Source organism: Methylocaldum gracile, assembly GCF_053646815.1.
Window position 1 is genome coordinate 1918350 of the sequence record NZ_CM132196.1, and the last position, 26525, is coordinate 1944874.

At 58.4% G+C, this 26525-nt stretch carries 20 protein-coding genes; 9 read left to right on the forward strand and 11 right to left on the reverse strand.

Features of this window, described 5'->3' with window-relative positions:
• Positions 1-8: 8 nt before the first annotated feature.
• Entirely contained in the window at positions 9-1562 is a 1554-nt protein-coding gene (locus tag ACWJJK_RS08420; RefSeq protein ID WP_156880022.1) for a sensor histidine kinase, read from the forward strand.
• 347 nt (positions 1563-1909) lie between these two features.
• On the opposite strand, the gene ACWJJK_RS08425 is transcribed toward ACWJJK_RS08420, so the two are convergent.
• From ACWJJK_RS08425 to hyfB, 8 genes are all read right to left on the reverse strand, one after another.
• Positions 1910-2290, reverse strand: coding sequence for a YccF domain-containing protein (locus ACWJJK_RS08425; protein WP_133716450.1), 381 nt, complete (start codon positions 2288-2290; stop codon positions 1910-1912).
• Positions 2291-2331: 41 nt separating this feature from the next.
• Positions 2332-2868 (reverse strand): NADH-quinone oxidoreductase subunit NuoB, encoded by a 537-nt coding sequence (locus ACWJJK_RS08430; RefSeq protein WP_156880021.1) that lies wholly within the window; start codon positions 2866-2868, stop codon positions 2332-2334.
• A 93-nt stretch (positions 2869-2961) separates the two neighbouring features.
• Entirely contained in the window at positions 2962-4605 is a 1644-nt protein-coding gene (locus ACWJJK_RS08435) for a hydrogenase large subunit (protein ID WP_454128856.1), read from the reverse strand.
• Positions 4592-6232 carry a SulP family inorganic anion transporter gene (locus tag ACWJJK_RS08440; RefSeq protein WP_240507017.1) on the reverse strand — a complete coding sequence of 547 codons (1641 nt, stop codon included), beginning with the start codon at positions 6230-6232 and terminating at the stop codon, positions 4592-4594. The genes ACWJJK_RS08435 and ACWJJK_RS08440 overlap by 14 nt, the downstream gene beginning before the upstream one ends.
• A gap of 29 nt (positions 6233-6261) precedes the next feature.
• Positions 6262-7728: a hydrogenase 4 subunit F gene (locus tag ACWJJK_RS08445; protein WP_077730503.1), complete on the reverse strand. Its 1467-nt coding sequence runs from the start codon at positions 7726-7728 to the stop codon at positions 6262-6264.
• Positions 7725-8405 carry a formate hydrogenlyase gene (locus ACWJJK_RS08450; RefSeq protein ID WP_086134527.1) on the reverse strand — a complete coding sequence of 227 codons (681 nt, stop codon included), beginning with the start codon at positions 8403-8405 and terminating at the stop codon, positions 7725-7727. The genes ACWJJK_RS08445 and ACWJJK_RS08450 overlap by 4 nt, the downstream gene beginning before the upstream one ends.
• Positions 8405-9349, reverse strand: a complete 945-nt coding sequence (locus ACWJJK_RS08455; RefSeq protein WP_156880019.1) for an NADH-quinone oxidoreductase subunit H — start codon at positions 9347-9349, stop codon at positions 8405-8407. Before ACWJJK_RS08455 ends, ACWJJK_RS08450 begins: the two co-directional genes overlap by 1 nt.
• A complete protein-coding gene (gene hyfB / locus ACWJJK_RS08460; RefSeq protein ID WP_156880018.1) occupies positions 9349-11463 on the reverse strand; it encodes a hydrogenase 4 subunit B in 2115 nt (704 codons plus the stop codon). Before hyfB ends, ACWJJK_RS08455 begins: the two co-directional genes overlap by 1 nt.
• Before the next feature lie 272 nt (positions 11464-11735).
• On the opposite strand from hyfB, the gene ACWJJK_RS08465 reads away from it, so the two are divergent.
• From ACWJJK_RS08465 to ACWJJK_RS08485, 5 genes are all read left to right on the forward strand, one after another.
• A complete protein-coding gene (locus tag ACWJJK_RS08465) occupies positions 11736-11912 on the forward strand; it encodes a hypothetical protein (protein ID WP_434101607.1) in 177 nt (58 codons plus the stop codon).
• A 560-nt stretch (positions 11913-12472) separates the two neighbouring features.
• Positions 12473-12919, forward strand: coding sequence for a substrate-binding domain-containing protein (locus tag ACWJJK_RS08470; RefSeq protein ID WP_240502527.1), 447 nt, complete (start codon positions 12473-12475; stop codon positions 12917-12919).
• Positions 12906-14156, forward strand: coding sequence for a porin (locus tag ACWJJK_RS08475; RefSeq protein ID WP_133716447.1), 1251 nt, complete (start codon positions 12906-12908; stop codon positions 14154-14156). The genes ACWJJK_RS08470 and ACWJJK_RS08475 overlap by 14 nt, the downstream gene beginning before the upstream one ends.
• A gap of 21 nt (positions 14157-14177) precedes the next feature.
• Positions 14178-17006 carry a bifunctional diguanylate cyclase/phosphodiesterase gene (locus ACWJJK_RS08480; protein ID WP_086134525.1) on the forward strand — a complete coding sequence of 943 codons (2829 nt, stop codon included), beginning with the start codon at positions 14178-14180 and terminating at the stop codon, positions 17004-17006.
• A gap of 36 nt (positions 17007-17042) precedes the next feature.
• Entirely contained in the window at positions 17043-18008 is a 966-nt protein-coding gene (locus ACWJJK_RS08485; protein ID WP_156880017.1) for a terpene synthase family protein, read from the forward strand.
• A gap of 104 nt (positions 18009-18112) precedes the next feature.
• On the opposite strand, the gene ACWJJK_RS08490 is transcribed toward ACWJJK_RS08485, so the two are convergent.
• Positions 18113-18487, reverse strand: coding sequence for a hypothetical protein (locus ACWJJK_RS08490; protein WP_156880016.1), 375 nt, complete (start codon positions 18485-18487; stop codon positions 18113-18115).
• A gap of 1121 nt (positions 18488-19608) precedes the next feature.
• Between ACWJJK_RS08490 and ACWJJK_RS08495 the strand changes: the two genes are divergently transcribed.
• On the forward strand, positions 19609-19980 hold the full coding sequence (locus ACWJJK_RS08495) for a hypothetical protein (RefSeq protein WP_454128857.1): 372 nt from the start codon (positions 19609-19611) through the stop codon (positions 19978-19980).
• A gap of 566 nt (positions 19981-20546) precedes the next feature.
• Here ACWJJK_RS08495 and ACWJJK_RS08500 read toward each other — a convergent pair.
• Both ACWJJK_RS08500 and ACWJJK_RS08505 read right to left on the reverse strand, forming a co-directional pair.
• A complete protein-coding gene (locus tag ACWJJK_RS08500; RefSeq protein WP_454128858.1) occupies positions 20547-21812 on the reverse strand; it encodes an SMP-30/gluconolactonase/LRE family protein in 1266 nt (421 codons plus the stop codon).
• 88 nt (positions 21813-21900) lie between these two features.
• Positions 21901-22923, reverse strand: coding sequence for a T6SS phospholipase effector Tle1-like catalytic domain-containing protein (locus ACWJJK_RS08505; RefSeq protein ID WP_156880014.1), 1023 nt, complete (start codon positions 22921-22923; stop codon positions 21901-21903).
• A gap of 768 nt (positions 22924-23691) precedes the next feature.
• On the opposite strand from ACWJJK_RS08505, the gene ACWJJK_RS08510 reads away from it, so the two are divergent.
• Positions 23692-24699, forward strand: a complete 1008-nt coding sequence (locus ACWJJK_RS08510; protein WP_454128859.1) for an NAD-dependent epimerase/dehydratase family protein — start codon at positions 23692-23694, stop codon at positions 24697-24699.
• 37 nt (positions 24700-24736) lie between these two features.
• Positions 24737-26488, forward strand: coding sequence for a patatin-like phospholipase family protein (locus ACWJJK_RS08515; protein ID WP_454128860.1), 1752 nt, complete (start codon positions 24737-24739; stop codon positions 26486-26488).
• Positions 26489-26525: the final 37 nt, after the last annotated feature.

Sequence of the window (26525 nt, forward strand, 5' to 3'; positions counted from 1 at the left end):
TATCGGGTATGAGAATTCCTGATCGCTTCCGTCGCTCCCGTCTCGCTGGGAAGGAGAGAAATTCCATCCATGCGGATGAAATGCGAGCGTCGCAGATCAAGCTTCTGTATCAACAGCTTCCGTCGGCTTTGATCGCCACGGCGGCCAACGTCGCGATCCTGGTCCTCATTCTCTGGCGAGAGGTTTCCCGACCGTTGGCAATCGCTTGGCTATTGGCCGTCGGCGCTCTCGTGTTGGTTCGTTACGGCCTGCTCCGCGCCTATGCGCAAGCTAATCCGACGAGCACCGATGCACCTCGCTGGGCCCGATTTTTCTTGCTCGGCGTCGCCGCCAACGGGGCGCTGTGGGGCTTGGCAGGATTTTTCCTTTTCGTCGAGCACAGTTATGTGCACCAGATATTTCTCGGTTTCGTGCTCGGCGGAATGGTCGCGGGAGCGATGTCGACCTTATCTTCGTTCCGTCACGCTTTTCTGGTCTTTCTGCTGCCGGCACTGCTTCCGTATACGGCGCAGATACTACGCCACGGCGGAGATGTCCATATCGCGATGGGAGCGATGTTAGTGCTCTTCGTAGCCATGATGTGGATGATTTCCGAGCGCTTGTACGCGACCGTGGCGGAATCCTTGCGGCTTCGTTTCGATAATCTGGACCTTTTGAGCGATCTCACTTCGGCAAGGGATCGGCAAAAGGCGGTCAATCAGGAATTGTCCGGTCAGATCGCGGAAAGACGAAGGGTGCAGCGCGAGTTGCAGGAGTCTTGCGAAAAACTGGAACAGCGGGTGAGAGAGCGCACCGAAAAACTCGCCCGATCCGAAGAGGCGTTGCGTGACGCCAACCGCCGCAAAGACGAATTTCTCGCGATGCTGGGCCATGAACTCAGGAATCCGCTAGCACCCATCCGGAATGCCGTGCAGGTCATGCGAAAACTCGAGCCGGACGAGACGAGGCTTCGATGGGCGCGCGACATCATCGATCGCCAAGTCGATCATCTGGCTCGGCTGGTCGACGACTTGCTCGACGTGTCCCGCATCGTTCAGGGAAAGATCAGCCTGCACCCGACGACTCTGGATCTCGCGACGGTCATCGATCAAGCCGTCGAGGCCAGCCGGCCTCTGATCGAAGCGCGCGATCATGATCTCCTGGTGACGATGCCGGACCGTCATCTCCAGGTTAAAGGCGACCGGGTACGATTGGCGCAGGTCATTTCGAATCTGCTCAATAATGCCGCCAAATATACGGATGTAGGCGGAAAGATATGGCTGGCGGTCGAAGCGTCTGAGTCCCGCGTGAGCATCCGCGTCAGGGATAACGGCGTCGGCATACCGGAAGAGCTTCTGCCTCATGTCTTCGACCTTTTTAGCCAGGCCGATCAAAGTCTTGCGCACGCTCAAGGCGGCTTGGGCATTGGGCTCACTTTGGTCAAGCGATTGGTGGAGATGCATGGGGGAGAAGTCGAGGCCCATAGTGCCGGCCCCGGCCGGGGTTCGGAGTTTTCGATACACCTGCCGCGTTTTTTCGACGATGCCGACGAGGTCGATGCAGTCCGTTCGAATACCGCGTAACGCCCGCTCTGACTTCGAGCCTGAGGGGCGCTAGATTCACGGCAGGCTAGAGCGTTTTTCATCTCGGCGTACGGCTTCGTGTCGGGTGGGAAGAACGTAGGTCGGCAATCCCTTGCCGACGTATCGGCTCGGCAAAGGATTTTGTTGGAAGGGGCGTCCTGGCGCTCCCAGGACGGCCGTTTTGCGATTGGAAGGGTCGCGACTAAAGCGACCGTTTGCGATTGGAAGGGTCGCGACTAAAGCGACCGTTTGCGATTGGAAGGGTCGCGACTAAAGCGACCGTTTGCGATTGGGAAGGGATTGCCGACCTACCTATCGGGCTCTCTGACACCGAATCGGAAAATGCTCTAGGACTGAATCGGCCGGAAGTCCCGTCCGAAGGGAAACAGCGATAACGGAATCAGCTTGATGTGCTGCAAGGCGAAAGGAATGCCGATGATGGTGACGGCCAGTACGGCCGCGCTGACAAGGTGCGCGAGCGCAATTTCCCAGCCGAAAAGTAGCAGCCAGATCAGGTTGAAGATGATCCGCAAAGGGTTGTTCGCGCCGTCGAGTTCCACCACCTCTTTGCCGAACGGCGCGAATACGGCAAACCCGAGCTTGATCGACTGAACGCCGAAGGGTATGCCGATCAGGGTAAGGCAGAGGCCTATTCCCCCGATCACATATCCCAACCCGGTGATCAAACCACCGAAGATCAGCCAAATAATATTGCCCAGTAAGCTCATGACGACAGCGGCATGATTCGGAACCCTTCCTTTTCGAGTCGTTATCCGTGCGCTTGGTTCGTTACGGAATCCGATAATAAGGATAACAAACCGCGCAGCAAATCGATCGGGGTCGGCGGACACCCGGCAATGGCGAGATCCACCGGGATTACATTGGAAACCGCGCCGCAACTGGCATAGGACACGCCGAACTCGCCGCCGCAGACCCCGCAGTCGCCCACGGCGATCACCCATTTGGGATCGGCCGTCGCCTCGTAGGTTCGTTTCAAAGCGGCTTCCATATGGCGCGAGACCGGCCCCGTCACCATCAGGATATCGGCATGGCGCGGAGAAGCGACGAAATGCACGCCGAAACGCTCAACGTCGTAATAAACATTGCTGAGGGCGTGGATTTCCAATTCGCAGCCGTTACAGGAGCCGGCATCCACCTGGCGGATGGACAGGCTGCCCCGAAAACGTTTGTCGATCACTGCCTTGAGCCTGGCGCCCTCGCGTTCGACGGCATCGTCTTTTGAGGCTGGCGGAATGCCCTCCGTTAGCACTCCGGTTCGAAAAATTTTGCCATACAGTCGTAACATCGAAACCTCCAGGAGAAAGCTGTCAGCCATCAGCCGTGGCCGTCAGCCATCAGCTGAAAACTGACTGCTGACGGCTCAAAGCTGATACCTATCTCAAAGATCATGACCGGAATAAGATCCGTTGACCGATTTATTGCAGACCGGAAAATCCGGCACGATGTTGCCGAGCACGAGTTTTTCCAGGGCCGGCCAATTGATGACGCTGGGATCGCGCGGGTAATAGCGGCTTATGCGGCCGCCCGCGCCGAAACGGACGTAGCAGAGAATTTCGCCTCGCCAGCCTTCCACGGCACCGAAGCCTTCGGCGCCTTCCTTCGGTGTTCGCCATTCCGAGACAAGGTCCCCGGAAGGGAGGCCGGCCAGCATTTGCTCGATCAAGCGCAGTGCGGCGCGCAGTTCCTTATAACGGACCCAGAATCTCGAGGCCACATCACCCTGGACTTCCACTGGCACACGTACCTTCAGACTTTCGTAAGGGGAGTAGGGGACATCGCGGCGCACGTCGAACCGCTGTCCGCTCGCCCGGCCCAGGTAGCCCAAAGCGCCAAGAGCAGAAGCCAGTTCGCCGGACAGCACGCCGGTGGTCAGGAACCGGTCTTCCAGCGACGAGTTGGCGTCGAGTATGGGCAGCAGTTCGTCCAGTTCCCGTCGCAGCGATGCAGTCGAATCCTGCATGCGACCAGCCGCATCCGGCGGGACATCCACGGATACGCCGCCCGGAACCAATGTATTCATCATCAAACGATGGCCGAACAACGCCCGATTTTCCCTAAGCCATAGCTCGCGCAAACGGCCGAACTGATAGTAGCCCGCGGCGAATCCCACGTCGTTGCACAATGCAGCCAAGTCCCACAGATGATTGATCACCCGCTCGCGTTCCGCCAGGATGCCGCGGATATAAGCCGCGCGCAGGGGAATTTCGACCTTGGCCGCGCGCTCCATCGCCATGCAGGCGGTCCAGCTATGACCGACCGGCGTATCGCCCGATACTCGCCCGGCCAGCTTGACGAGTCCTGACGGATCACGTCCTTCGGCGATTTTCTCGATGCCCTTGTGTACATAACCGAGTCGTTCCTCCAGGTGCAGGATGGTTTCCCCCACCGCCTGGAAGCGGAAATGGCCGGGCTCGATGATTCCCGCATGGACCGGGCCGACCGGAATTTCGTAGACGCTCGCGCCATGGGCCTTGAGGAAAGGGTAGTTGCTGTCCGGTGGCGTCGAAGGCGGCGGTTGTCCGTCGGCCGGGAAGTTTTTCCGCAAGGGATAGGCGTTTTCGTCCCAGGCCTGATGGCGAATCCAGCGCTTGGGGTCCGGGTGGTCGATGAAACGGATGCCGAACAGATCCTGGATATGCCGCTCCGCCCGATCCGCCGCCCAGTAATATGGCGCATGCGAAGGCAGGCTGGGCTCGTCCGGCGGCAGATAGGTTCGGAGGATCAGATAGCGCCCTTCCTTCTCGAGGCAGGCATTCATTGCCAGGTCGGAGCCGCGGTCTTCCGCCCATGCCCCGGCCCAGCGCCAGTTCTGCGCGCTCGCTTGCTGCGCGGTTTTGCCCCAGTCTTCGCTTTCGATCTCGGTCAAGTCGGCCGGCAGCAACGGACTGGGCGTGATCGGCAGGATTTTCACGCCTTCCGAACGTAGGGCCGCATCGAGCATTGCACGCGCGTCGAGGTTTTCCGTAATGATCGACTCCTGCCGGCCGGAATTCTTCGAGACGAATTCCTTAGACTGATTCACCGCGGCCGGCTCTCCAGTTGAATAGCTTGCGGCGGCGCGCCGCCAGCGGATGATCCGAATAGGCGTCGTATCGCTCCAGGCCATGAACTTCGCACCGGCCGCCTGCCGCAATATAGTCGTGACGGAAGTGTTCGATGAACTCCATGACGGTATGGTCGACCAGGGAGGCGTAGGTCAGATCGAAAACGATGGTTTCGCCGGCCGGCAGTTCGGCCAGCTCATCCTTCAGGGCCAGAAAATTGGAAAAGATGGCCGCACCGTTGAGCTTGATCCGGAAGCCGTTCGTGTCCCGCATGATCCGATAGGAGAGCTGGAACAGATTCCCGAGTTTCACGCCTTGCCAGCGGTGTATCAGCAACTTGGCCGCAATGCCGATGGCAACCCCGATCAGGAGGTCTGTAGTCAAAATGCCCACGATGGTAATGATGAACAACGCGAGCTGTTCGAAGCCGATATCGAGCGTCTTGGCGAACGCCTTGGGCGAAGCGAGTCGATACCCGGCGTAGACCAGCAAAGCCGCCAGCGATGCCAGCGGAATATCGCGGATGAGACGCGGGAACAAGGCCACGAACAACAGCAGAAAGAGGCCGTGGAAGAAATTCGACCAACTGCTGCGCGCGCCATAACCGACGTTGGCGGAGCTGCGGACGATCTCGGCAATCATGGGCATGCCGCCGATCAATCCCGATAGCGTGTTGCCGACGCCGATGGCGGTAAGATCCCGATCGAGATCGGAGCGGCGGTGCTCCGGATCGAGACGATCCACCGCGGAGGCGACCAGCAAGGTTTCGAGACTGCCGATCAGCCAGAGACTCAAAACGGCATTCCAAAAGGCGAGCGTCCCGATTTTTGAAAAATCGGCGAAGACTAGGCTGTCCAAGAAGCTATCCGGAATATCGGCGAGAAATTGCGGAGTATTCACAAAGACATGCCGGTGCCAGGCTTCATTTTCGGGACCCTCGGAAAGGAGATAAAGCTCAGCCTGGTTCAAATCGAACGCCCGCCCCAGTATGAACCCGCTCAGAACGACCAGAATGGGCGCGGGAACCCTGCCGAAACCTTTGTTTCCCAGCAGCGGCCAGGCAAACATGATCAGAAGGCCGATGCCGCCGATCAGGAAGATTTCCGGATTGTAATGAAGAAGGCTTTGGGGAATATGCGCCAGACTCTGCACAGGCGTTTCGACGGCGGGTCCGGCGCCGACCAGGATATGGATTTGCCTCGCGATAATCATGATGCCGATGGCGGCCAGCGTACCGTGGGCAATGGCGGCCGGAAAGAAAGTCGCCAGCCGTCCCGCCCTGAAAATGCCCAGTAGGAATTGCAGAATGCCCGCCACGACGATCGCGGCCAAGGTGTAGCGGTAGCCGGCGAAGAGATCGCCTTCGCCCAGGGTATGAACCGCGGTGAACAAGACGGTGATCAGCCCGGCGGCAGGGCCCGTGATCGTCAGGCGGGCGCCGCCGATCCGGGAGACGACAAAGCCTCCGATAACGGCGCTGAGGATACCCGCCATCGGGGGAAATCCGGAAGCCATGGCGATGCCGAAGCACAAAGGCAGGGCGATTAGGAAGACCAGAAAGCCGGAGACCGCATCGGTTCGCCAGTTCTCGGCGAGATCGGTCACACTGCTTCGAATTGACTGAGGAATCCGTTTCAAAGGGGTGATGCTCCTGAAATGAGTTGAGTGGCCTGGCTGAACCAATCGCCCAAGAAGCCCGGAATGGATAGTCCGAGCCAGAGCACCAGAGCCAGGTGGATCATTACCGGCAACAAATTGGCCGGGATGGGCTTTTGGCCCTCCGGGACGTCCCCGTAGACCATGAGTTGCAAATGCCGGAACAGGCCGGCAAAGGCGACGCCGATGCCGATCAGAAGCAAAGGCGTCAGCCAGGGGTAATCGCGCATGGTGGCGATGAGCACCAGGAATTCGCTGGCGAACACGCCGAAGGGCGGAAACCCGGCGATGGCCACGGTGCCGATAAGAAGCCCCCAGCCGATGGCGGGCTGGGTCAGGATCAGTCCGCGAATCCGGTCCATGCGCTGGGTGCCGGCGAGCTGGGCGGCATGTCCCACGGTGACGAAGATCGCCGATTTGGTCAGCGAATGGGTGGTCATGTGGAACAGGGCGGCGAAGGTGGCCCAAGGGCTGCCGATGCCGAAGGCGAAGGTCATGAGTCCCATGTGCTCGATGGAGGAATAGCTGAACAGGCGCTTGATGTCGGTCTGCCGGTGCAGAAACAGGGCCGCCACCAGAAAGGACAGGAGGCCGAAGCCCATCATCAGATAACCGGCGACCTGGGTGCCGAGGGAGCCGTCCACCAGCATCTTGCAACGCACCACCGCGTACAAGGCGTCGTTGAGCAATAGCCCCGAGAGGATGGCCGACATCGGGGTCGGGCCTTCGGAATGGGCATCCGGCAGCCAGTTGTGCAGGGGCACGAGGCCGATTTTGGTGCCGTAACCCACCAGCAGGAACACGAAGGCCAGTCTCATGATATTGGGTTCGAGCGCGCCGGCGTTCACGTGCAGTACCGTCCATAGCAGCGCGTTGCCGCCTATGCCCAGTTTTTGTTCGGCGGCGAAATAAAGCAGCACCGTGCCGAACAGGGCGAGGGCAATCCCCACGCCGCACAGGATGAAATACTTCCAGGCCGCTTCCACCGACTCGGGCGTGCGGTACAGGCTGACCAGCAGCACCGTGGCCAGGGTCGCGCCTTCCATCGCCACCCAGAGGACGCCCATGTTGTTGGTCGTCAACACCAGGTACATGGCCAACATGAAGCCCTGATACATCGCATAGTACAGCCGCAGGCGCTTGACGTTGACGCGCCCGGTTTCCAGTTCGTGCGCCATGTAGGGGCCGGAGAAGATGGACGTGGTCAGCCCCACGAAAGCGGTAAGCACGATCAGATAGACGTTGAAGGAGTCGATGTAGAGAAGCTGACCCGAAGACAATCGGGGGCCGTGAACCAGCACGTCGATGGCGAGCCAGATCGAAGCCGCCAAGGCCCAGGCATTACAGTGCACATTGATGCGTCCCGCCCGCCGGCTGTCTGCCAGAAGTCCGAGAATCGCCATGCCAGCCAGAGGAATCACCAGAACGAGATAGGCCGCGATCATGGCTTATCTACCTCGGTTAGCTTGCTGAGCCGATCCACGTCGAGAGAGTCGATACTCTCGCGGATCTGGAAGAAGAACACGCCGAAAACGACCGCGGCGACCAGGACATCGGCCGCGATCCCCAATTCCACCACCATCGGCATGCCGTAGGTGGACACCACGGCCGCGAAGAACAATCCGTTCTCGATGGACATGAAGCCGACCACATGAGCCACCGCCTGCCGCCGGGTGATCATCAGCAGCATGCCCAAGAGGACGACGGCCAGGCTCACAGCAATGGCGTTGAGCGTCACCAGGGGCGAATGGGCGACGACGGGAAGACTCACGTAATAACTGAAGACCACCAGGAATGCCCCGCCCATCATTACCCTCGCCGGATGCTCGATCGTGTCGAGTTCACGGTGCAGTCCCAAGCGATAGATCATCCGGTGCAGCATGACAGGGATGAGTATGCCTTTGAGCAGAAAGCTCAAACCCGCCGAAATGTAAAGATGGGGAAAATCCAGGACGCCGGCGACCATGGCCGTGGTCGCGGCGAGCAGGATGCCCTGGATGGCGAATACCAGGACCAGTCTGACCAATCGGGACTGGCCGAGCATCAGGAACGAGGTCAGCGCGATGAGTCCCGCCAGCAGCAGGACAGCTTGGCTGTACAGGCTGAGTTCGGCGAAATCCATTAGCGCGCGGCCTCCAGAATGATGTGGCTGAGCATGCCGAGAACGCTGAGAAGGTAGGCGAAGCTCAAATACTCCTGCACCCGAAAAATACGCATCTTGGCGAACAGCACCTCGGAAACGGCCAGCATGACCGCCAGTACGGCGAGCTTTAGGGTAATCACTCCGAGACCTAATGCCAGCGCATTCACAGTGAAGGTTTGGGCGATCCCCCACGGAAAGAAGATGTTGGCGATGAGAACGCCATAGAGCATGAGTTTGATCTGGGATGCCCACTCGATCAGAGCTAGCCAGCGACCGCTGTATTCCAGGATCATGGCCTCGTGGATCATGGTCAGCTCCAGGTGGGTGGCAGGGTTGTCCACGGGAATGCGTCCGGTCTCGGCGATCGCCACCAGCATCAACCCCCCGAGGGCGAACACGAAGGACGGGCGCAGCACCAGTCCGGTGTCGAGCACGAAGTTCACGGCTTGGGACAGATTGGTGGTATGCGCGCTCATGGCCAGGGTGAACACCGCCATGAGCATGGCGGGCTCGGCCAGAGAGGAAATCGTCATCTCGCGCGACGAACCCATGCCGCCGAAGGCGGTGCCGACGTCCATGCCGGCCAGCACCAGGAACATCCGGCCGAGGGCGAAAAACCCCACCAACACGATGACATCGGCGATGCGCGCCGTGGGCAAATGAATCGCCGCCAGGGGGACAGTGGCCGCCGCCAGCACGGCGGATGCGAAGACGATGTAGGGGGCGGCACGGAAGATCCACGAGGCTGGATGCGGCACGATGGGCTGCTTCCGGTAGAGCTTCCGCAGATCCCGGTAAGGCTGGAACAGAGAAGGGGCCTTCCGGTTTTGCAGCCGGCACTTGACCCGCTTGATCCAGCCGGAAAGCAAGGGCGCCAAGGCGATGAAAAGCAGAGTCTGAAGTATTGCCATCAACCAGGCCATCAGCTCACCACCCACAGCAGAATGATCAGGGTAAAAAAAGCGTACCCGAGATAAGTGCGGATATTGCCGGTCTGCACGCGCCCGACCCAGCGGGCCAATCGGGTGACGGCCCGTCCCGACGGCTCGTACAGAACCGCCCAGGCGCGATCCAACACCTGGAATTGATATCGAAGCCCCGTCACGCGTGTGCCCGCAGGTCCTTCGGTTTGTTCTTCGACCGTCTCGCGGGTATCGAACACCGGCTCGAAAATGCGGCGTATCGGCATGCTGAATGAGCCTGAGGTGTACTGGGTACGAGGAGTCAATCCACCGAAACCGCAGTCCCAGGGTTCGGCCCGGCGCGGCTCAAGACCGGTGCGGCGGTAAAGGAGGTAATAGCATAGCCAGCCCACCGCCACGGTGCCCAGGAGGACTAGCGCCGGCGAATACGCCGCCACCTCCGGCGACACTGGCGTCAGCCATAGCCAGCCGAGAGCCGAGATGTTCGGCAGCACAAATCCGGTCAAGGATTGCGTCAAAGCGCCTAGCGCGTTGATGAGGGGCATCGGCAAAACGCCGAACAGCACACAGCAGGCGGCGAGTAAAGCCGGCCCCGCCAGCATGCCGGGGTGGCGGATCTCACGGGCGCGAGCGATGTGGCGGGAGCGGGGAAGCCCCAGGAAAGCCACGCCATACACCTTGACGAAACAAGTGGCCGCCAATGCGGAGGTCAGTGCCAACACCGCGCTGGCAGTCGGAATCAGGCTGCGGAGTATGCCGCTTTGGATGCTGCCGGCCTGCAAGGCCGTTTGGAATATCAGCCATTCGGAAACGAAGCCGTTGAAAGGCGGCAGGGCGGAGATGCTCAGCGTGCCGATCAAAAACAAGGCCGCCAGTTTCGGCATGCGGTGGATGAGACCGCCCATGTTCTCAAGGCTCTGTTCATGGGTTTGATGCAGGATGGCGCCTGCGCCGAGAAACAGAAGGCTCTTGAACAAGGCATGGTTGAGCGAATGCAGTAACGCCGCCACCAGCCCCAGCGTTCCCAATAGGGATTGTCCGCTGCTTTGGAAAATCAGCGCAAGACCCAAAGCGGTGAAAATAATGCCGACGTTTTCCACCGACGAGTAGGCGAGAAGCCGCTTCAGGTTTTGCTGCTGCAACGCATAAAGAATCCCGAGCACGGCTGACGCCGATCCGATCAGGAGGACCAGCACGCCCCATTGCCACAAAAGAGACGGCAGTAAATCGAAGGTGAAGCGGATGAAGCCGTAGATCGCGATTTTCAGCATCACCCCGCTCATCAAAGCGGAAACGTGAGACGGCGCGGCCGGGTGGGCTTCCGGCAGCCACGTATGCAGGGGGACGAGCCCCGCCTTCATGCCGAAGCCTGCGAGCGCCAGTGCGAAGGCGATGCTCGCCCACAATGGGTTCAGCGCCGCACTGCGCAAAACCTCGAACGTCAATCCACCGGAAAATCCCGCGAGGACGCCGAAAGCCAGAATGATCGCGATCGCCCCGATTTCCGCCATCAGCAAGTAGAGAAAGGCTGCGCGGCGATGGGCCGCGTGCTCGTGCTGGTAGGCGACCAGAAAATAACTAGCGACCGACATCAATTCCCAGGCAATCATGAATAGGAAGGCGTCGTTGGCGAGCAGTACCAGTTCCATGCCGGCAACGAACAGCCCGGTGAAAAGACCGAGGACCGAAAGCTTGTGTTTGCCGTGCTCGAATTCCCGAACGTAACCGGGACCGAACAAGCTGGCGGCGATCAGAGGAATGCCGAGCACGCAAAAGAAGAAACCGGCTAGCGGGTCCAGCGCCAAGTGCCAGTTCAGCCAGGGCAGACCGAAGGGCAGCGTCACGGTGCGGGTGGCGCCGCCGAGGAGCGCGATGAGGCCGGCTGTTACGGCGAACCCGCCCGATGCTCCCAACAGAACGAAGGGCATTGTCCGCGCCAGACGGGAAAAGCGACCCGGGGTAAGTCGTTCGTTAGTCCGCGCCGGACGGAAAGTCGCTTGCCCGACCCATCGCAGCATTCCGTGCCATAACAAGCCGTTCGGCCCCGAGACCAGTGCTGCAAGGGCGGACAGCAGCGCAGCCAGGACCGAAATGCCGGCTAAAAATAGGGACATCGGGGACGGGGATTTGTAAACCGCATGGGAAAAGCCGCATGCAATTCCGTTGCCAACAAAACGTCATCCATCATTTCAAGCACCTACACCTATCCCGCGGCCGCATTAGGTTGAAAACACCCGCTATAAGCGGTGATACATGTTCAATAGCACCATCGAAATGGCGCTCTACATTGCATGTTGCGACGATGTCGAGTCCCGTCCGAGTGGTAAATCTTAAAACAATTAACATCTTATGTGCATAAGAAGTTATCGGAACCCATATTGCGTGTTTGACACTGCTCATCTATCCCGATAAAAAAGCTACTTTCGAACGTTCGTGCGTGGACCGCGATGTTACTTGTTTGCAAATGGTGAGCAGGTTGATCCGGGAAGCTTATGGGGCCGGATTGGAAGGAACACGTATCCGAAGGTCGGCAGAGCGAATCGTAACGCCGCGCCTTCGATAAAGATCGAAAAGTTCGTAGTAGTCGCGGATCAAGTCGTCCGTTTGTTGTAAAAACGCTGTCTTTGGTCGTAGTATCGGCTTGGCGTGGGGGGATGTGGTGTCACTATTCGTTGACCGAATAACCGAATTCGCCCGGAACCGCCGGAAAAAATGCGCGGGAGTTTCCTTAAGGAAGCTCTGATTAAGTCCTTCGACAGGCCTGTCCTGAGCCGAGTCGAAGGGCTCAGGACGAACGGTAAGGTATTGATTCCGTTCGTGGTGAGCTTGTCGAACGCTCTCCTGAGCCTGTCGAAGGGCATGAACGGAATCCACTTGTTCAGAGCTTCCTTAAAGCGAAACGGAAAGCCTAGCCCGGCTAACAGGGTTGGTTTTTTGCAGTATCGGCGTGTCTCGATTCCCATAGCGAAAAAATAAGCCGAAAAACCGCCGTTTTTCGGTTTATCGCATTTTCGGCAGGAGGATGTCGGAAAACCAGGATGACAGTCCTCTGCTAAAGTTAAGCCGACAATTCATTGTCGGTCCTCTCTTCAGAATAAGAACAAGAAAAGGTGTTGCTTGAGGATGATGTCTAAATCCACCGGAAATTTGCACCGACTGATCGGGTGCGGGTGGGTTAGCTTTCTCCTATCACTTGCACTTGCGGTAATCGTTGCCCTTGGCTGTGCCGGCAAGCCCGTCATGGCAGGCGAGCCCAGCCCCAAAATTTATGCAGCGGAAGGGCGAGCTGATTCACTCTCCGCTGACACCCTGCGCGAAATCTTCTTCATGCGATTGACGAGTTGGCCTGATGGCACGCCAATTCGTGTTTTCGTACTGCCGGATAAACATCCTCTGCATGTCCGTTTTTCCAAGGAAGTGTTGGGTGTCTATCCCTTCCAGCTACGCGCGGCATGGGACCGGCTGGTTTTTTCGGGGACAGGTTTAATCCCGCATATGGTCGAGACGGTCGGAGAAATGCGCGAGATGGTTCGGGCGACTCCTGGAGGTATTGGATATGTTGACAAATAGGGGTTTTCTAGGGAAGGCGCTGGCCATGCGGATCGTCGGTCCTCGAACGATCGCGCGTATGGCTGCAACGGTCGCCTGCTTTTTCGTATCCGGCGTGGCAGCGGCGCTGGATTTCAGCACTATTGACTGGCAGTTGCATGGTTTTGCGAGTCAAGGATTTACCTATACCACGAGCAATCAAGTGTTCGGCGCGAGCCGTGGCGGCAGTCTGGATTTCACCGAAATTGGCGTCAACGGATCCGTGCGATTGCTGCCAAACCTGTTGTTTTCCGCTCAAGGGCTCTATCGCAACGCCGGAGGTTCCGATCGGGAGGATTTTCGGCTCGATTTTGCCCAAGTGGATTACAACGGCACGTTTCTCGACTCGGCTTTAACGCTTGGCGTGCGGGCGGGGCGAGTCAAAATACCGTTCGGACTATACAACGACACTCGGGATGTGGTCTGGACCCGGCCTTCGGTGATTCTGCCCCAGTCGGTTTATTTCGACACGCTCGGGCTCAGGCAGGCGATGATCTCGGCCGACGGAGGACTGCTGTATAGCCGCTATAACTGGGGCGATCATCGCTTCAATTTGGAATTCATGGTCGCGGAACCGCAGGATGATACCGGCGATGCCACCGATTTCCTCACCGGCATGCTCAACTCGCCCGGTAGAATGGATGGGCGTCCCTTGTTTCTCGGGCGAGCCGTCTATGAGTGGATGGGCGGGCGGGCGCGTGCCATGTTCAGCGTGGTCGACCTGGACCGTGACTTCAGGTCGCGTGCAAGCGGAGTTCCATCCGGCAACATCCAGGCTTTATATCCTTTGTTCTCTCTGCAATATAATGCAGAGCGCTGGTCGTTGACTGCGGAATACGGTTGGGTCGATGCCCGTCGCAGTGGTTTTACACCGGTTCCCATAGAGAATACCTCGGAGGGGTTTTATGTACAGGGAGAGTACCGATTGAGCGATGACTGGTCGGCCGTACTTCGCTATGACGTTTTTCATGCGGACCGTGACGACCGAAGCGGTCGTTCCTTGGCCGAGCAAACCGGCCAAGCACGCCACCGCTTTTACGCTTATGATCTTGCCGTCGGTGTCCGCTGGGAATTTGTGCGGAATTGGCTGATTGCGGCGGAATACCACAACGTGGAAGGTACCGCCTGGCTCTCTCCTCACGACAATTCCGACTTGCTGAGAGGCGGGGGAGATCCTCACTGGGATCTCTTTTCTGTAATGGTATCGTTTCGTTTCTGAAGCCGTTGCTGGAAAGGATAAATGAGGAATGACACAAACCGTTTTTGGACATTGCGCCGAAAAGGGTTTGTACTGTTGAGTCTGCTCTTGTTGACGCTCGGTGTCGCTTTCGGCGCACTGAACCATTGGAATTTAAGGACTCAATTCAAAAACCAGCAAGCCGTTCGCAACGCGGCTCTTAGGACTGAATTCAAAGAGCTTATAGAGCGTTCGGCCGACCGCTTGCAACGCCTGGGCGTGGTGCTTGCTTCGCTCGGTAGGTTGGATCGGTTCATCACGGCGCCGCGCGAGAATCAAACCGCTGCCCGTTTGCAGGGATTTTTTTCCAGCGTACGGTACGAATTGGACGTCGAGCGGATCGAGCTGTTCGATGCGGCAGGTAATTCAGTTCTGAGCTGGTCTTCGTCAATGGCGAACGCGGTTCCACAAGACCGGTTACAGGACGTTTTGAGCCGAGTCCTCGAAACGGAGCAGCCGATGACAATCTTGACCTGTCAACCGGGTTGCAGCCTTCATGCTTTTGTTCCGTTGCTTTCTGCGGGACGAAATGTAGGCATCCTTTCTCTCAGCCAGATGATTACCGATCTGGTGCTGGACTTTTCGGCGGGTGCCGGAACGGCTGTCGCAATCCTCGTGGCCTCTCCGGGAACCGGCGAAAAGGTTCTGGAAGCCTGGGGCCTGCGTGTTGCTGCGTTGTCCAATCCGCAACAGCTGGAGCCTTTCTTGAGGAATCTCGCCGAGCACTATCCGGGGCCGGATATGCTCACAGCCGACCAATGGCTGGAATGGAAGAAGAAAAAATTCACGGTTTATGCTTCGCCGCTGAACGACATCCTGGCGGGCGGCGAGACCGGCCAACTTATGTTCATCGTGGATGCTAGCGCTTCGGCCGCGGCGCTCGACCAGGCCAATCGGGACGCCCTGGTTGTCGTCGGGATGTCTTTAGCCATAGCCGAAGTCCTGCTGTTGGTATTGCTGCATGCTCCGCTACGGCGCATTCAACATCTTGCATCGACATTGCCATTGCTGGCTCACGGCAACTATCACAAAGTCAACGAGCGGCTAAAGACGCTCAGCCGCCTGGTCGAATGGAAAGACGAAATCGACATCCTCTATGCCACGTCCATCCGTTTGGCTCATCAGATCGAAGAGCATCAAAACACCCTCGCGGCGGAGAGGGACTTTATTCAAGGGCTGCTGGACAACGCCCAGGTTTTGATTCTGACTCAAACTCGCGACGGCAGAATTCGTACGGTTAATGAATTGACGTCCCAGATCTTGGGACGTCCCGGCGAGACGCTCAAAAACGCCCGATTCGTCGAACTGATCGAAATCGATAACGAAACCAGTGATATCGCCCGGAATCTCGAAAAGCTGTTCTCCAACCTGCTGCATCGTCTGGAACACGAGTCGGTCCTGACCTGCTGCGACGGCACCAAGCGGCATATCGTATGGGTGCATACGCGTTTGGGCTTGGAGCAGGAGAACGGCATTGCCGTGCTGTCCATCGGTTTGGACGCTACTGAAAGAGTACAGGCCGAATCCCGTATACGCTGGCTGGCGAACCACGATTCATTGACCGGGCTCCACAATCGGCTCTGGTTCAAGGACGAGCTGGAGCGGAGTTTTGCCGAGGCGGAGCGGAACGGTACCCCGGCGGCCCTGCTCTTGTTCGACCTGGACCATTTCAAGGACGTCAATGACAGCAGCGGACACGCTGCCGGCGATGCGCTGCTGTGCCTTTTGGCCAACGAGCTGCAGGCGCGGGCACGCAAGTCGGATGTTCTGGCTCGCTTGGGTGGCGATGAGTTCGCCGTTCTGATGACCGGTACCGATCGGTCGGGAGCAGAGTACTTTGCTCAGGATCTCAATCAGCGCTTGACCGAGAAGCCTTTCCGCTTCGGCGACCGAAGCTATCGCATTTCCGCGAGCATAGGTATCGCCCTGATTCCGGAGCATGGCAAGGATGTGGAAGAGCTTATGGCGAACGCCGACGCGGCCATGTATCAGGCAAAAAAAGCAGGGCGAGGACGGTGGCATTTGTTCTCGCACTCGGGCGAAGAACGCGCTCAGATCAGTCACCGGGCGTATTGGCGCAACGTTATCGCCCAATCTTTGGATCAAAAGCGTCTATTTTTTCATTATCAGCCCGTAGTGGACGTGGCGACGGGGCTTGTCGCTTATCACGAGGCGCTGCTTCGCTTGAAGCTGGACGACGGACGCATCGTTCTTCCGGGTGAATATATGGACGTCATTTTGCGTTCGGACTTGATGAGCGCCATCGATTCATATGTCACTCGGGAGGCGATCGAAATCCTTGGCAAGGTTCGTTCGGCGCGCCTTTCGATTAATCTTTCCGCTGCCGCGCTGACCGATCCGGGATGGGCGGAGCCGCTCAAACAAGCGGCGCGCGACGGAGTCTTGGCTCCGGAACGTTTATTGCTCGAGATCACAGAGACTGCCGCGATCGCCGATTTAGAGGCGGCTCGGCGGATTATGGACGAATTAACCGATATTGGCTTCGGATTCGCGATGGACGATTTTGGGGCCGGGTTTGCGTCCTTTCATTACCTAAGACACTTGCCGATCAAGCATGTGAAGATTGATCGTTCGTTTATCAGCCGTCTAGCCAATGACGATGACGACAAAGTGTTTGTCAGCGCCCTGACCACGCTCGCTCATGGCTACAGGCAAAAAATCGTCGCCGAAGGAGTTGAAAATGCGCAGACACTAATTCGGCTTCGAGAATTAGGAGTCGATCTGGTACAGGGCTTTTTTATCGGACGTCCCGATCGACAGTTAAAGCCGGCAACAATGTCCGTGATCGATTTACCGTTGGTTGGATCGTAAGCGGCATCCGCATACTACTTTTATCAACTAATAATTATGAGCACGATCACGCTACCCGAATTTTACTGTCCGTTTCCCTCGCGCCTCAATTCTCATGCCGAAGCGGCTAATCGTCATACCCTGGCGTGGGTGAGGCGTTTCAATTTGGTTACCGACGATCGCGAATGGCAGCGGCTGGAAGCTTCCAAGTTCAGCTGGTTGGCAGCCCGCGCCTATCCCGATGCTCCTTACGAAGGACTTAATATCGTCTCGGATTGGAACACTTGGCTATTCATTCGCGACGATCAATGCGACGAGTCGGGTTTCGGGCGGAGTCCGGATAAACTTGCCCATTTTCATGAGCGGTTGACTGAAATTCTTACCGGTCGCGAGCCTAACGAAACGGATCTGCCGCTTGCTCGAGCACTGCACGACCTTTACCTTAGACTGCGGCAAATAGCAAACGACGACTGGATGTGCCGGTTTATACTCAGCGTCGTCGAATATTTCGAATCCTCGGTTTGGGAAGCTAAAAACCGTGCAAGCGGAATTACGCCGGACCCGCTAACGTATGTGACGATGCGCCCGTTTACCGGAGGACTTTATACCGATATCGAGCTCATAGACGTCGTGGAAGACATAAGTCTGCCGCTGCACGTGCGCAAACACGATACGCTGCAGAATCTGATCCGGATGGCGAACAATGTGGTTTGTTGGTCCAACGACATCATTTCTTTCGCCAAGGAAGTCCAGCACAATGATGTCCATAACCTGGTCGTGACGTTCCAGCACCATCGTCGGTTGTCTCTTCAGGATGCAATTCAGCAAGCGGCGGAGCTGACGAATAGAGAAGTCCGCAATTTCATCGCATTAAAAGAGCAATTGCCCACGTTCGGAGCTGCGATCGATAGCGACGTTCAGCGTTTTGTCTCGGTTCTGTGCTCGTGGATGCGCGGCAATCTCGATTGGTCCTACAGCTCGGGGAGATATGTAGTGTCGATCGTCGGCAATGGCCCGAAATGATGAATAGAAAAACAGATGCCCCATGCGGTGGGGCGGATTGATCTCTGAACCAATATGCTTTGGACGCTCCGGCCGGCGCATTCCGGTGCGTCCGACCGGCGTCTCTAGGATTGTCTGACCGCCGGCTTGCGTCGATTCGGCAGACGCCGCTGCGATTGGCAATCGGAAATTTCACGTTTCGTTTTTTCCCGTGCCTCCGCTTGTGTGGGGGTGTCAATGACCGTCGATATCCCGCGGCCAACCGGCGAAACCGACGTGTCCGAGGCGGTTTGAGACCGCTCGACATCGGCTCCTGTAAGTGCCCGAAGCTGCGCCAGCTCTCTAGCTGTGGCATCGAGTTTCTCTCGGAGTTCGTGTATCAACTGATAGAGCTGTTCGAAATGAATCTGGAAGTACCGTGCCGACGGAAATGCTGGCGGGACCGGCGCGTCTGCTTGTATGGCTGGATCGTATTCCTGGCGCCTGAGTCTGGGTGTCATCTGTTTCTCCTCTCGATCGTGAAATCACCGCCTCATGGCTGGGAAATGAGGCGGTGCCCCCAGTCGGCTAAGCACTAATGTTTTGATAGAGCAGCAGTGCTGTTGGCGTTTGAAAAGAAGAACGACCAAGCAAAATTCGCCGCTTGAGCAACGGCTCCCTTAACCCATATCTAGGGGGCCGATGCAGTAAAACTGTGGAAACACCGCGAGTCCGAAAGAACACTTTTCACGAATGGAGCGCGGCGATGCCGCCAAAGCCGGCAGAGCATGACGATTGAGCGATGTCATGACTCTTGAGCATGAATGTTTCCATAAAAGGCAATCGCCATGCCACCATCCTCAAGTGCTTGATGGGACGGCATCCGCGTCGGCTGATCCATCGGTGCGATCAGTGATTGGTGTGGCAAAACACACAATCGATGTGACTTTTGCCCCGCCCGGCGCATCGCGGTCTCGAATACAGCCATTTTCTGTGGGTTGAATAGTGTGACCGTCGGGGTTTCGGTTCGAGACGTACTAGCGTGCCGGAACTTAATCATTCCATCGAGAACGTTCCGGTCGTGTAAGTGCCGTTTCGATATAACCCATTTCTCACCTCGGGGCGGATGTAAGCGAGAAGTTCCAGGCCGTTTTCACCGCTGCCAGGCGGCGACGAGTTTGAGGCAGGCGCGGCGCCATTCGCAGTCGGGGACGGTGCACTGGAACCGTTCCTCGGTGCGGTAACAGGGGGTGCGCTGCTGGGCGCGTTGGACAGCCCGGACCCAGGCGGCCGGGGGCGGCGCGTCAGGTTCATCGGGTGTGGGGCGGGCAATCCGAAGTGGTGGTGCGGCATCCATCGGGCGGTCCATCCATGCAAAAGAGGGCGCCGCTCGTAGGCGGCGCCGGCAACCCAGTGAGGCGAATAGCACAGGCGCGGGCGGACGGCGGGCGCGGAGGAAGAGGGGGCTCCGCGCCCAAGCGCCCGCCCGGCGCTACCAGAAGATAGTGCAAGACAGGTGCCAGCCGTCAGGCCCGAGAACGCGGGCGCTCGCGCCAACCGCCGGTCGGACGGTGCGGGAAACGGCTGAGTGCGGTTAGGCTTTTCACCCGGTGCCACGCTTCAGTCGGTGTAATCGGAGGGGATGATCGCCGCCACCTGGCGCGAGCGCGGGCCGAGCGTCACCGGCATCTGGCCGTTGACGAAGGTCGCGGTGGTCCGGATGATCACCGGCAATGGCGGTATCGCATCGACCAGGGGAATCACAGGGATCGGGTCGCGGTCACGATCGAGGCGCGCCGCTGTCCATCCCCATCGGGCGGAACGTGAGCATGATTCCCATGGCCGTGATCAGGACGCCGAGGTAGGGGGTGTTGCCCGCGACCGTGCCGATCACCGTCAAATGGCGGGGCAGCTCGGTTTCGAGGAACTGGCTGGTGGCGTACTGGTCGAGCTCGACGCGGCGGTAGAAGAATCAGAGGTCAAATGCCATGGCGACCCCGCAGAGGCAGGCTAGAGCATTTTCCGATCCGGTATCAGGGAGCCCGATAGGTAGGTCGGCAATCCCTTCCCAATCGCAAACGGTCGCTTTAGTCGCGACCCTTCCAATCGCAAAACGGCCGTCCTGGGAGCGCCAGGACGCCCCTTCCGGCAAGATCCCTTGCCGAGCCGATAAGTCGGCAAGGGATTGCCGACCTACGTTCTTCCCGCCCGAACACGAATCCGTACACCGGGATGAAAAACGCTCTAAGTACATTCAGGGAAGTCTTGCGGCATAGGCAACCTGCAGGACAACCCCGCCAATCAAGCCAATCTGTCGAGATTCCGCAAGTATTTGCGGAATGTACTTAGCAGCAATAGGCCGTGCGGCAAATCCCGCAGTACGTTGCGGGATGCCACCCATTTATTGTGAACGCCGGGCGGGGAAGTGGGCATGCAAAGCAGTTCTTTTCAAATCAAAACTGCTTTAACGGAACCGAGAATGCATGGCCCGCCGAGAGGAGGCTATGCCGAGCTAGAAAGCCTCCCAAGCTCGGGGCGGGCAATGCCAAAGTGCAGGAAAAAAAGTCGGGGCTGATGCGATCAGTGCAGTTGTTTCGGCCACTTCAGACGCACGATTCCGCTCTGCTCGCTATCGAGCTCGCCTAGAGACTCATTCGCCAAATAAATTCCGTTTTCCGCAGGTACGGCGGAAGCTATGGAGGCAAGCGGAAGGCCCTTATACATCGCCGCATAGAGAGGCTTGCTTCCATCAGGGCTCACGACGATCACACCCGTACGCTGCGTCTGACGCAGCAGCAGTCGGGGCGGCAACCGCAAGAGCAGCGGTTTGATCCACGCGTTTTCGTGGGCCCAGGTCAGGATGGGGCTTCTCTCTGTGAACAGGGCAAGCCAGATACGCCCGGACGCATCGCGGTCCATCCCGTCGTCCATGCCCGTAAGCCCATCGAGCACAACCTCGTAGCTCCCCGCTTTCGGACCCCGAAGATAGAAACGCGCCAGACGGAAAAGAGAGGTCTGGGTGACCAAAACCGACTCCTCCCGCGGCTGGCCCGGATGCAGGTCGTATAGAACGCCGTTGATGAAGTGGAATCCCTCCGCGACAAGGCGGGTGGTTCCGGTATCCAGGTCGTGCCGCCACAGGCGCCCATTGGGAGGTAGGGCAATGGCTTCATCTACCGCGTCGTCTAGCGAAGCGTCTCTGTACGAGAACGGTTCGGAGAAATAGATGCGCCGGCCGTCCTCGGAGACTTCCAGGTTGTCGCAGACCACCAGCGGACGATGATCTCCGCCGCTGCCATCGCGCCTCAATTCGGGCGCCTTGGGATCGTTGTCCGCATAGACGACCGGGTGATCGGGATCGATCAGCGTTGCCGGCACCTCGAGAACGATGGGCTCGATTTTCCGGGTGTCGAGCGCGAGACGGTAGAGTCCGACAGCCTCGCCCGGAAACGGCTCGCCATAGGCGTTGGAGGAGCAAAAATAAACATGGTTCGGGTCGCCGGGCGCTTCGTGTATGCCGAACGCCATCAGCGGCGCATCCACGAACGGCTCAACCGCGTGTGTGGCGAGGTCTACGCTCCAGATTTTTCCGTCCGTCGCTGTAACCAGGGCCCTGGTTCCGCCGGTGAGTAACACGACATCGTCGTAACCCGGTAGGTCGGACCGAAAATGCTCCAGACCGGCAGCGAAGTCGGCGGAATGCTCGACTGCGGCGATCGCCGCTGCCGTCTTTGGGTCGAAGGAAATCGACTCGGCGACGCAGCAGCGAATTTCCGGTCTCGGGGCTGCGGCGATCCACCAGATTACGATGAGTAACACAAGGCCTATACCGATCCATTTCTTCATGAGCCTGATCCTCAAGCATTATGAGACGTTATCTATCCAACCTTACCGGGTTATGGCGATAGCCCTTTATCGCCGGCTCAGCGGCGTTTCATCGCAGCGGCGGCAAACCGGCGTTCGGCGGCTTGTAATTGCGGCCTTTCTTGCGCCGTCTTTGTGCCGAGTCGTCGATCACCTCGTTGCCGAACCTGGCGGTACCTAAGGCGCGATAATGACGCTGTTGTGCGTGGGCATAAACCCCGTTGAGGAATTGTGCGTAGGAATCGGTAATCGCTCCGAGGTAATTATCGGCTCCCACGTCTATCGGAGTAACCCCGAGGCCCGCCGCCATGGCTTTATCTTGAATCCAACGCAACGTTAGGTCGGACAGGCGCCGATCCGGATATCCCCCGCCGACATCGCTGTGCGCACCGACAAACCAGCGCTGTTCCAGGTTTTGTTGGGGACTCGCATCGGGCGTCCATAAACAGATATCGTAATCCATTCGATGTTCGTCGATCGCGATGGCTTGGTAACCGTTTTCGACGATATGGCTCAATCTCGTGTCGTGGAACTGGTAAAAATACATGTTCAGGCGCTTCAAGATATCCAGCGGAATACCCAGTGCGCCGACCGTATCCCACACGCCGAGAAACTTAATTTTGATTTCCCGAGAAAACCTTGCCCTAAAGTCCAGAGCGGTCGAAGAATCGGGACCGTCGTCTCTGGTACGGTAGATGCCATAGGCCATGGCCATACGCAGGGAAAGCTGCTTGTTTTTCACCAGACCGCAATTGCGAATGAGTCCGGCTAAACTCCTGGCGGTATAGGCGCCGCGGCTGAAGCCGAGAATATAAACCTCGTCGCTTTCCCGATATTCCTTGGCGAGAAACTTGTAACCGTCGAGGATATTTTTCTCCAGCCCCGCTCCCGTGGAGCCGCCAATAAAGCGGTCATACCATTTTGTGCCTATGCCTTCGTCATACCATTTAACTTGCCGGATACCATCTGCCGCAGTGTCCGTGACCGATTTATAAAACCGGCAAACATTGGTCTCGATCTGCCGGTCGGCGGGCAAGCGTTCGTCGGCGGGTTTGTTCCATGTGCCGTCGAAGCAAATGACGATCCGTTTCATATCAGCCCCCTCAATAAAACTCTTTATTGATTCGATTTTTCGCCGTAATTCCGCCGCGCGCTGGACGGTAGGGGTAAGTTTCGACCCCTTGCCTTACGTGGTCACATCGAAAAGGCATTCAAGGCTATTTTTGAGAAAACAATGCGCTTGCGCCGAGCCGTTGTCAATCGATTAAAGCGGGTGGAAATGCGGCCCCGCGTACGGCAAAACCCCGGTCGACGGAAGGGTTTTAGCCGGATATGGGCATGTGTGCTGCATAGGGGGCGTTTTGTACCTTTTCAGTGGTTATCCTTGAAATGTCTTGCTGTTACGGGATTGCGTGAAACATAATGCCGGCTGCGCCATGGAAAACCTGTGTAATTCCAAATCGCTTTCAATCAGGCATTCATTTTGTAGGATGGGTAGAGCGAAGCGAAACCCATCGATGGTGGGTTAGGCCGCGAGGCCGTAACCCGCCGAGCGACTCCCAATCGGCGGGTTACGCGGAGCCTGTCCTGAGCTCCGTCGAAGGGCGTGTCCCAAGCGGAGCCGAGGGGCTAACCCACCCTACGATGAGTGTTCACGCGAAAGCCGAATGGAATAAATCGGATAGAGCGAGGCGGAAACCATAAGAGATTCAGGATTGTGGGATTATCGAGATCTTACGGTTTTCCATATCCTGAATGTATTTCGAATAGATTCTGAATTTACGTCTTCCTCCAGCGGCGCAGCCTTTTCGATATACCCGCCCGTTCCCGTAATTCCAAGAATAAGGGGGTTGTGATCGCTATGAACGAGATACTGAATGCAAAGAGCAAGGTCCTCGTCACCGGACCGACCAGCTTTCTCGGTTACCATGTCACCAAGCGTCTGAATGAAAAGGGTATCCGGCCGCGTGCGCTGATCCCGCAAGACACCGATCCGTCCACCTTGCGGGATTTGGATGTGGACATCGTCCGAGGCTCGGTCGAGAATGCGATTTCCTTGCGTGCCGCCTGCGACGGGGTGGATACGATTTTTCATCTGGCTTTTCTGGTCAGCATCGGTGGAGGGCTAGAGGAGCGTATGCAGCAAGTGAACGTGGTCGGAACGCGCAATCTCCTGGATGTGTCCGCGGACTCGGGCGTTACGCGGGTGGTCGTGACCAGCAGCGCGCTCACCGTGGGCGTCAACCGGAAGCCGGAGCCGCTCGACGAGACGGCGGACGGCACCGTTCACCGCCTGGATCTCCCGTATGCGGCAAGCCGGCGACAGGCCGAAGAGGAGGCGCTCGGACGATCGAGCCCCAGTATGTCGGTAGTCGCCGTCAATCCTTCTTTTACCATGGGGCCCGAGGATTACGTCGGCGCGCCCGCCAATAAACTTCTCAAGGCGGTCAGCGCCGGCAAGCTTCCCTTCACTGTTCCGGTCGGTTTCGGCTGTCTGGACGTTCGCGATTTCGCGGACGGAATGCTGTTGGCTGCCGAACGCGGCCGCCCCGGCCAGCGCTACCTGCTCAACGGCCACAACGTGATGGTGGACGATCTGTTGGGACAAACCGCCGCTATCGCGGGCGTGCGGCCGCCCCGGTTGCGGCTGCCGGTCTGGGCGGCCTATGCCCTGGTTACGGTGATGCAGGCCGGTTACGCCCTGCTCCGAAAACCGTTCCCGGTTACCCGCAGCGTGCTCCAAATCCTGGGCCGCTACGCTTGGTACGACACCGCCCGTGCGCGCGAGGAACTCGGCTGGACGCCGCGTCCCTTGCAGCAGACGCTTGAAGATACCCTTCGTTGGCTACGCCAGAGCGAAGCCGGATAGGAGTCAAAGTCGGGAGTACTAGGATATGGAATCAAGCATGGCAGAAGCCGAGAGCGGCCTGTCGCCAACCACGTTCGAAATCGGTTTGGTCATGGCTGGCGCGGTGTCCGCCGGCGCGTACACGGCCGGAGTCATCGATTTCCTGACCGAGGCGCTGGACTCTTGGTATCGGGCGAAGCAAAGAGGAGTACCCGATACGCCCCCGCACGACGTGAAGATCTCGGTGGTAACCGGCGCCTCGGCCGGAGGCGTTACGGCGGCGGTGCTGGCGTCGGAGCTGCGCGGCGGTCTGCTGCATATGAATTCGCAAACCGGCAGCGCGCGAAACAAGCTTTACGAGACCTGGGTCGAACGGGTCGATATAGGCCCATTGCTCGACGCTCGCGATCTGGAGCGGCCGGGTGCCAAGGTGCCTTCGCTGCTGGATTCGACCGTACTCGACGATGCGGCGAGGAACGCCCTGGCCACCGCATGGTCCGGAGCCCCGTGGCCCGAGTACATGGCCGATCCACTGGATGTGATCCTGTGCGTCACGAACTTGAGAGGCGTGCCTTATTCCATCCGTTTCTCGGCCGAGCAGGACCGCGACTACGGCATGTCTCAGCACGCCGATTACATGCATTTTTCGCTCAGCCCGACCAACAAAGCATCGAAGTGGAACGATTCCGTGCCGCTCGGACGGGAGGAGCAGGAAGAGGGCAATTGGAGGCTCTTGAAAGAAGCCGCGCTGGCGAGCTCGGCGTTTCCCGCCGCTCTGGCGGCTCGCAGCCTGACGCGCTCGGCGGGCAACTACAACCGCCGCCGCTGGAGCATTCCCCAGGAGCCCAAGTGCGACCGGAGCCAGCGTTGCGTGTGCGAAGTCGAGAAGGAAATTCCGCCGATGTGGCCGGACGAGTTGAAGGAGACGGACATCGATCGCTGGGAGTATCGGTTCGCCAATATCGACGGAGGTCTCGCCAACAACGAACCCTTCGAGATCGCGCGCCGCTGCCTTGCCGGCTCGGCGAATCGCAGCCCGCGCGGGGCCGAGGATGCGAAGCGTGCGATTCTTATGATCGATCCGTTTCCGAACCAGTCGGTTTTGGATCTCCGCTACGACCCGGAGTCCAGTCTTCGCCTTCTCGGAACGCTGCCCGCATTGATTTCCGCAGTTTTGTCGGAGCTGCGATTCAAGAAAGACGAGTTGGAGCTGGCTCGGGACCCGAGCGTCTTCAGCCGTTTTCTCATCGCGCCTACGCGCACCGAAATCAGGGATGGCAAGGAGCAGCGCGCGCGTTATCCGCTCGCCACCGGCGGGCTGGGCGGATTCGCCGGATTTCTGAGCGAGGCGTACCGGCAGCACGATTATCGCCTCGGTCGCCGCAACTGCCAGCAATTCCTCCGGCGGACGTTCGGCCTGGCGTACGACAACCCGCTGTTTCGGGATTGGCCGCAGACGCTCAAAGAAAAACTCCGGTTCAAGAACGAAGCGGGTATGGACCTCCTGCCGATTATTCCATTGACCGATTCTCTCGGCGTCGAGGAACCTTTGCCGGAATGGCCGGTGAACCGACGTCCGGACATGAAAGTCCTGGAACGGCTGTTAAGACGCCGGACCGACGCGGTGGTGAAGCGGCTCATCGACACCGAGCTCGAGCGTCTGTCCATGAACTGGATCGTGAGCCGCGTCGGCTGGGACGTGATCAAGCTCAACGAACGCTTGTTGAACCTGATCCGAAGTCCGCACAAAGGACCCATCGGCGCCATGCTGAAGATCGTACGGGACGATCTGAGCGAACGCGGATTATGAGGTGCGGAAGGAGGCGGACGCAGCGCATCCGCCTTTG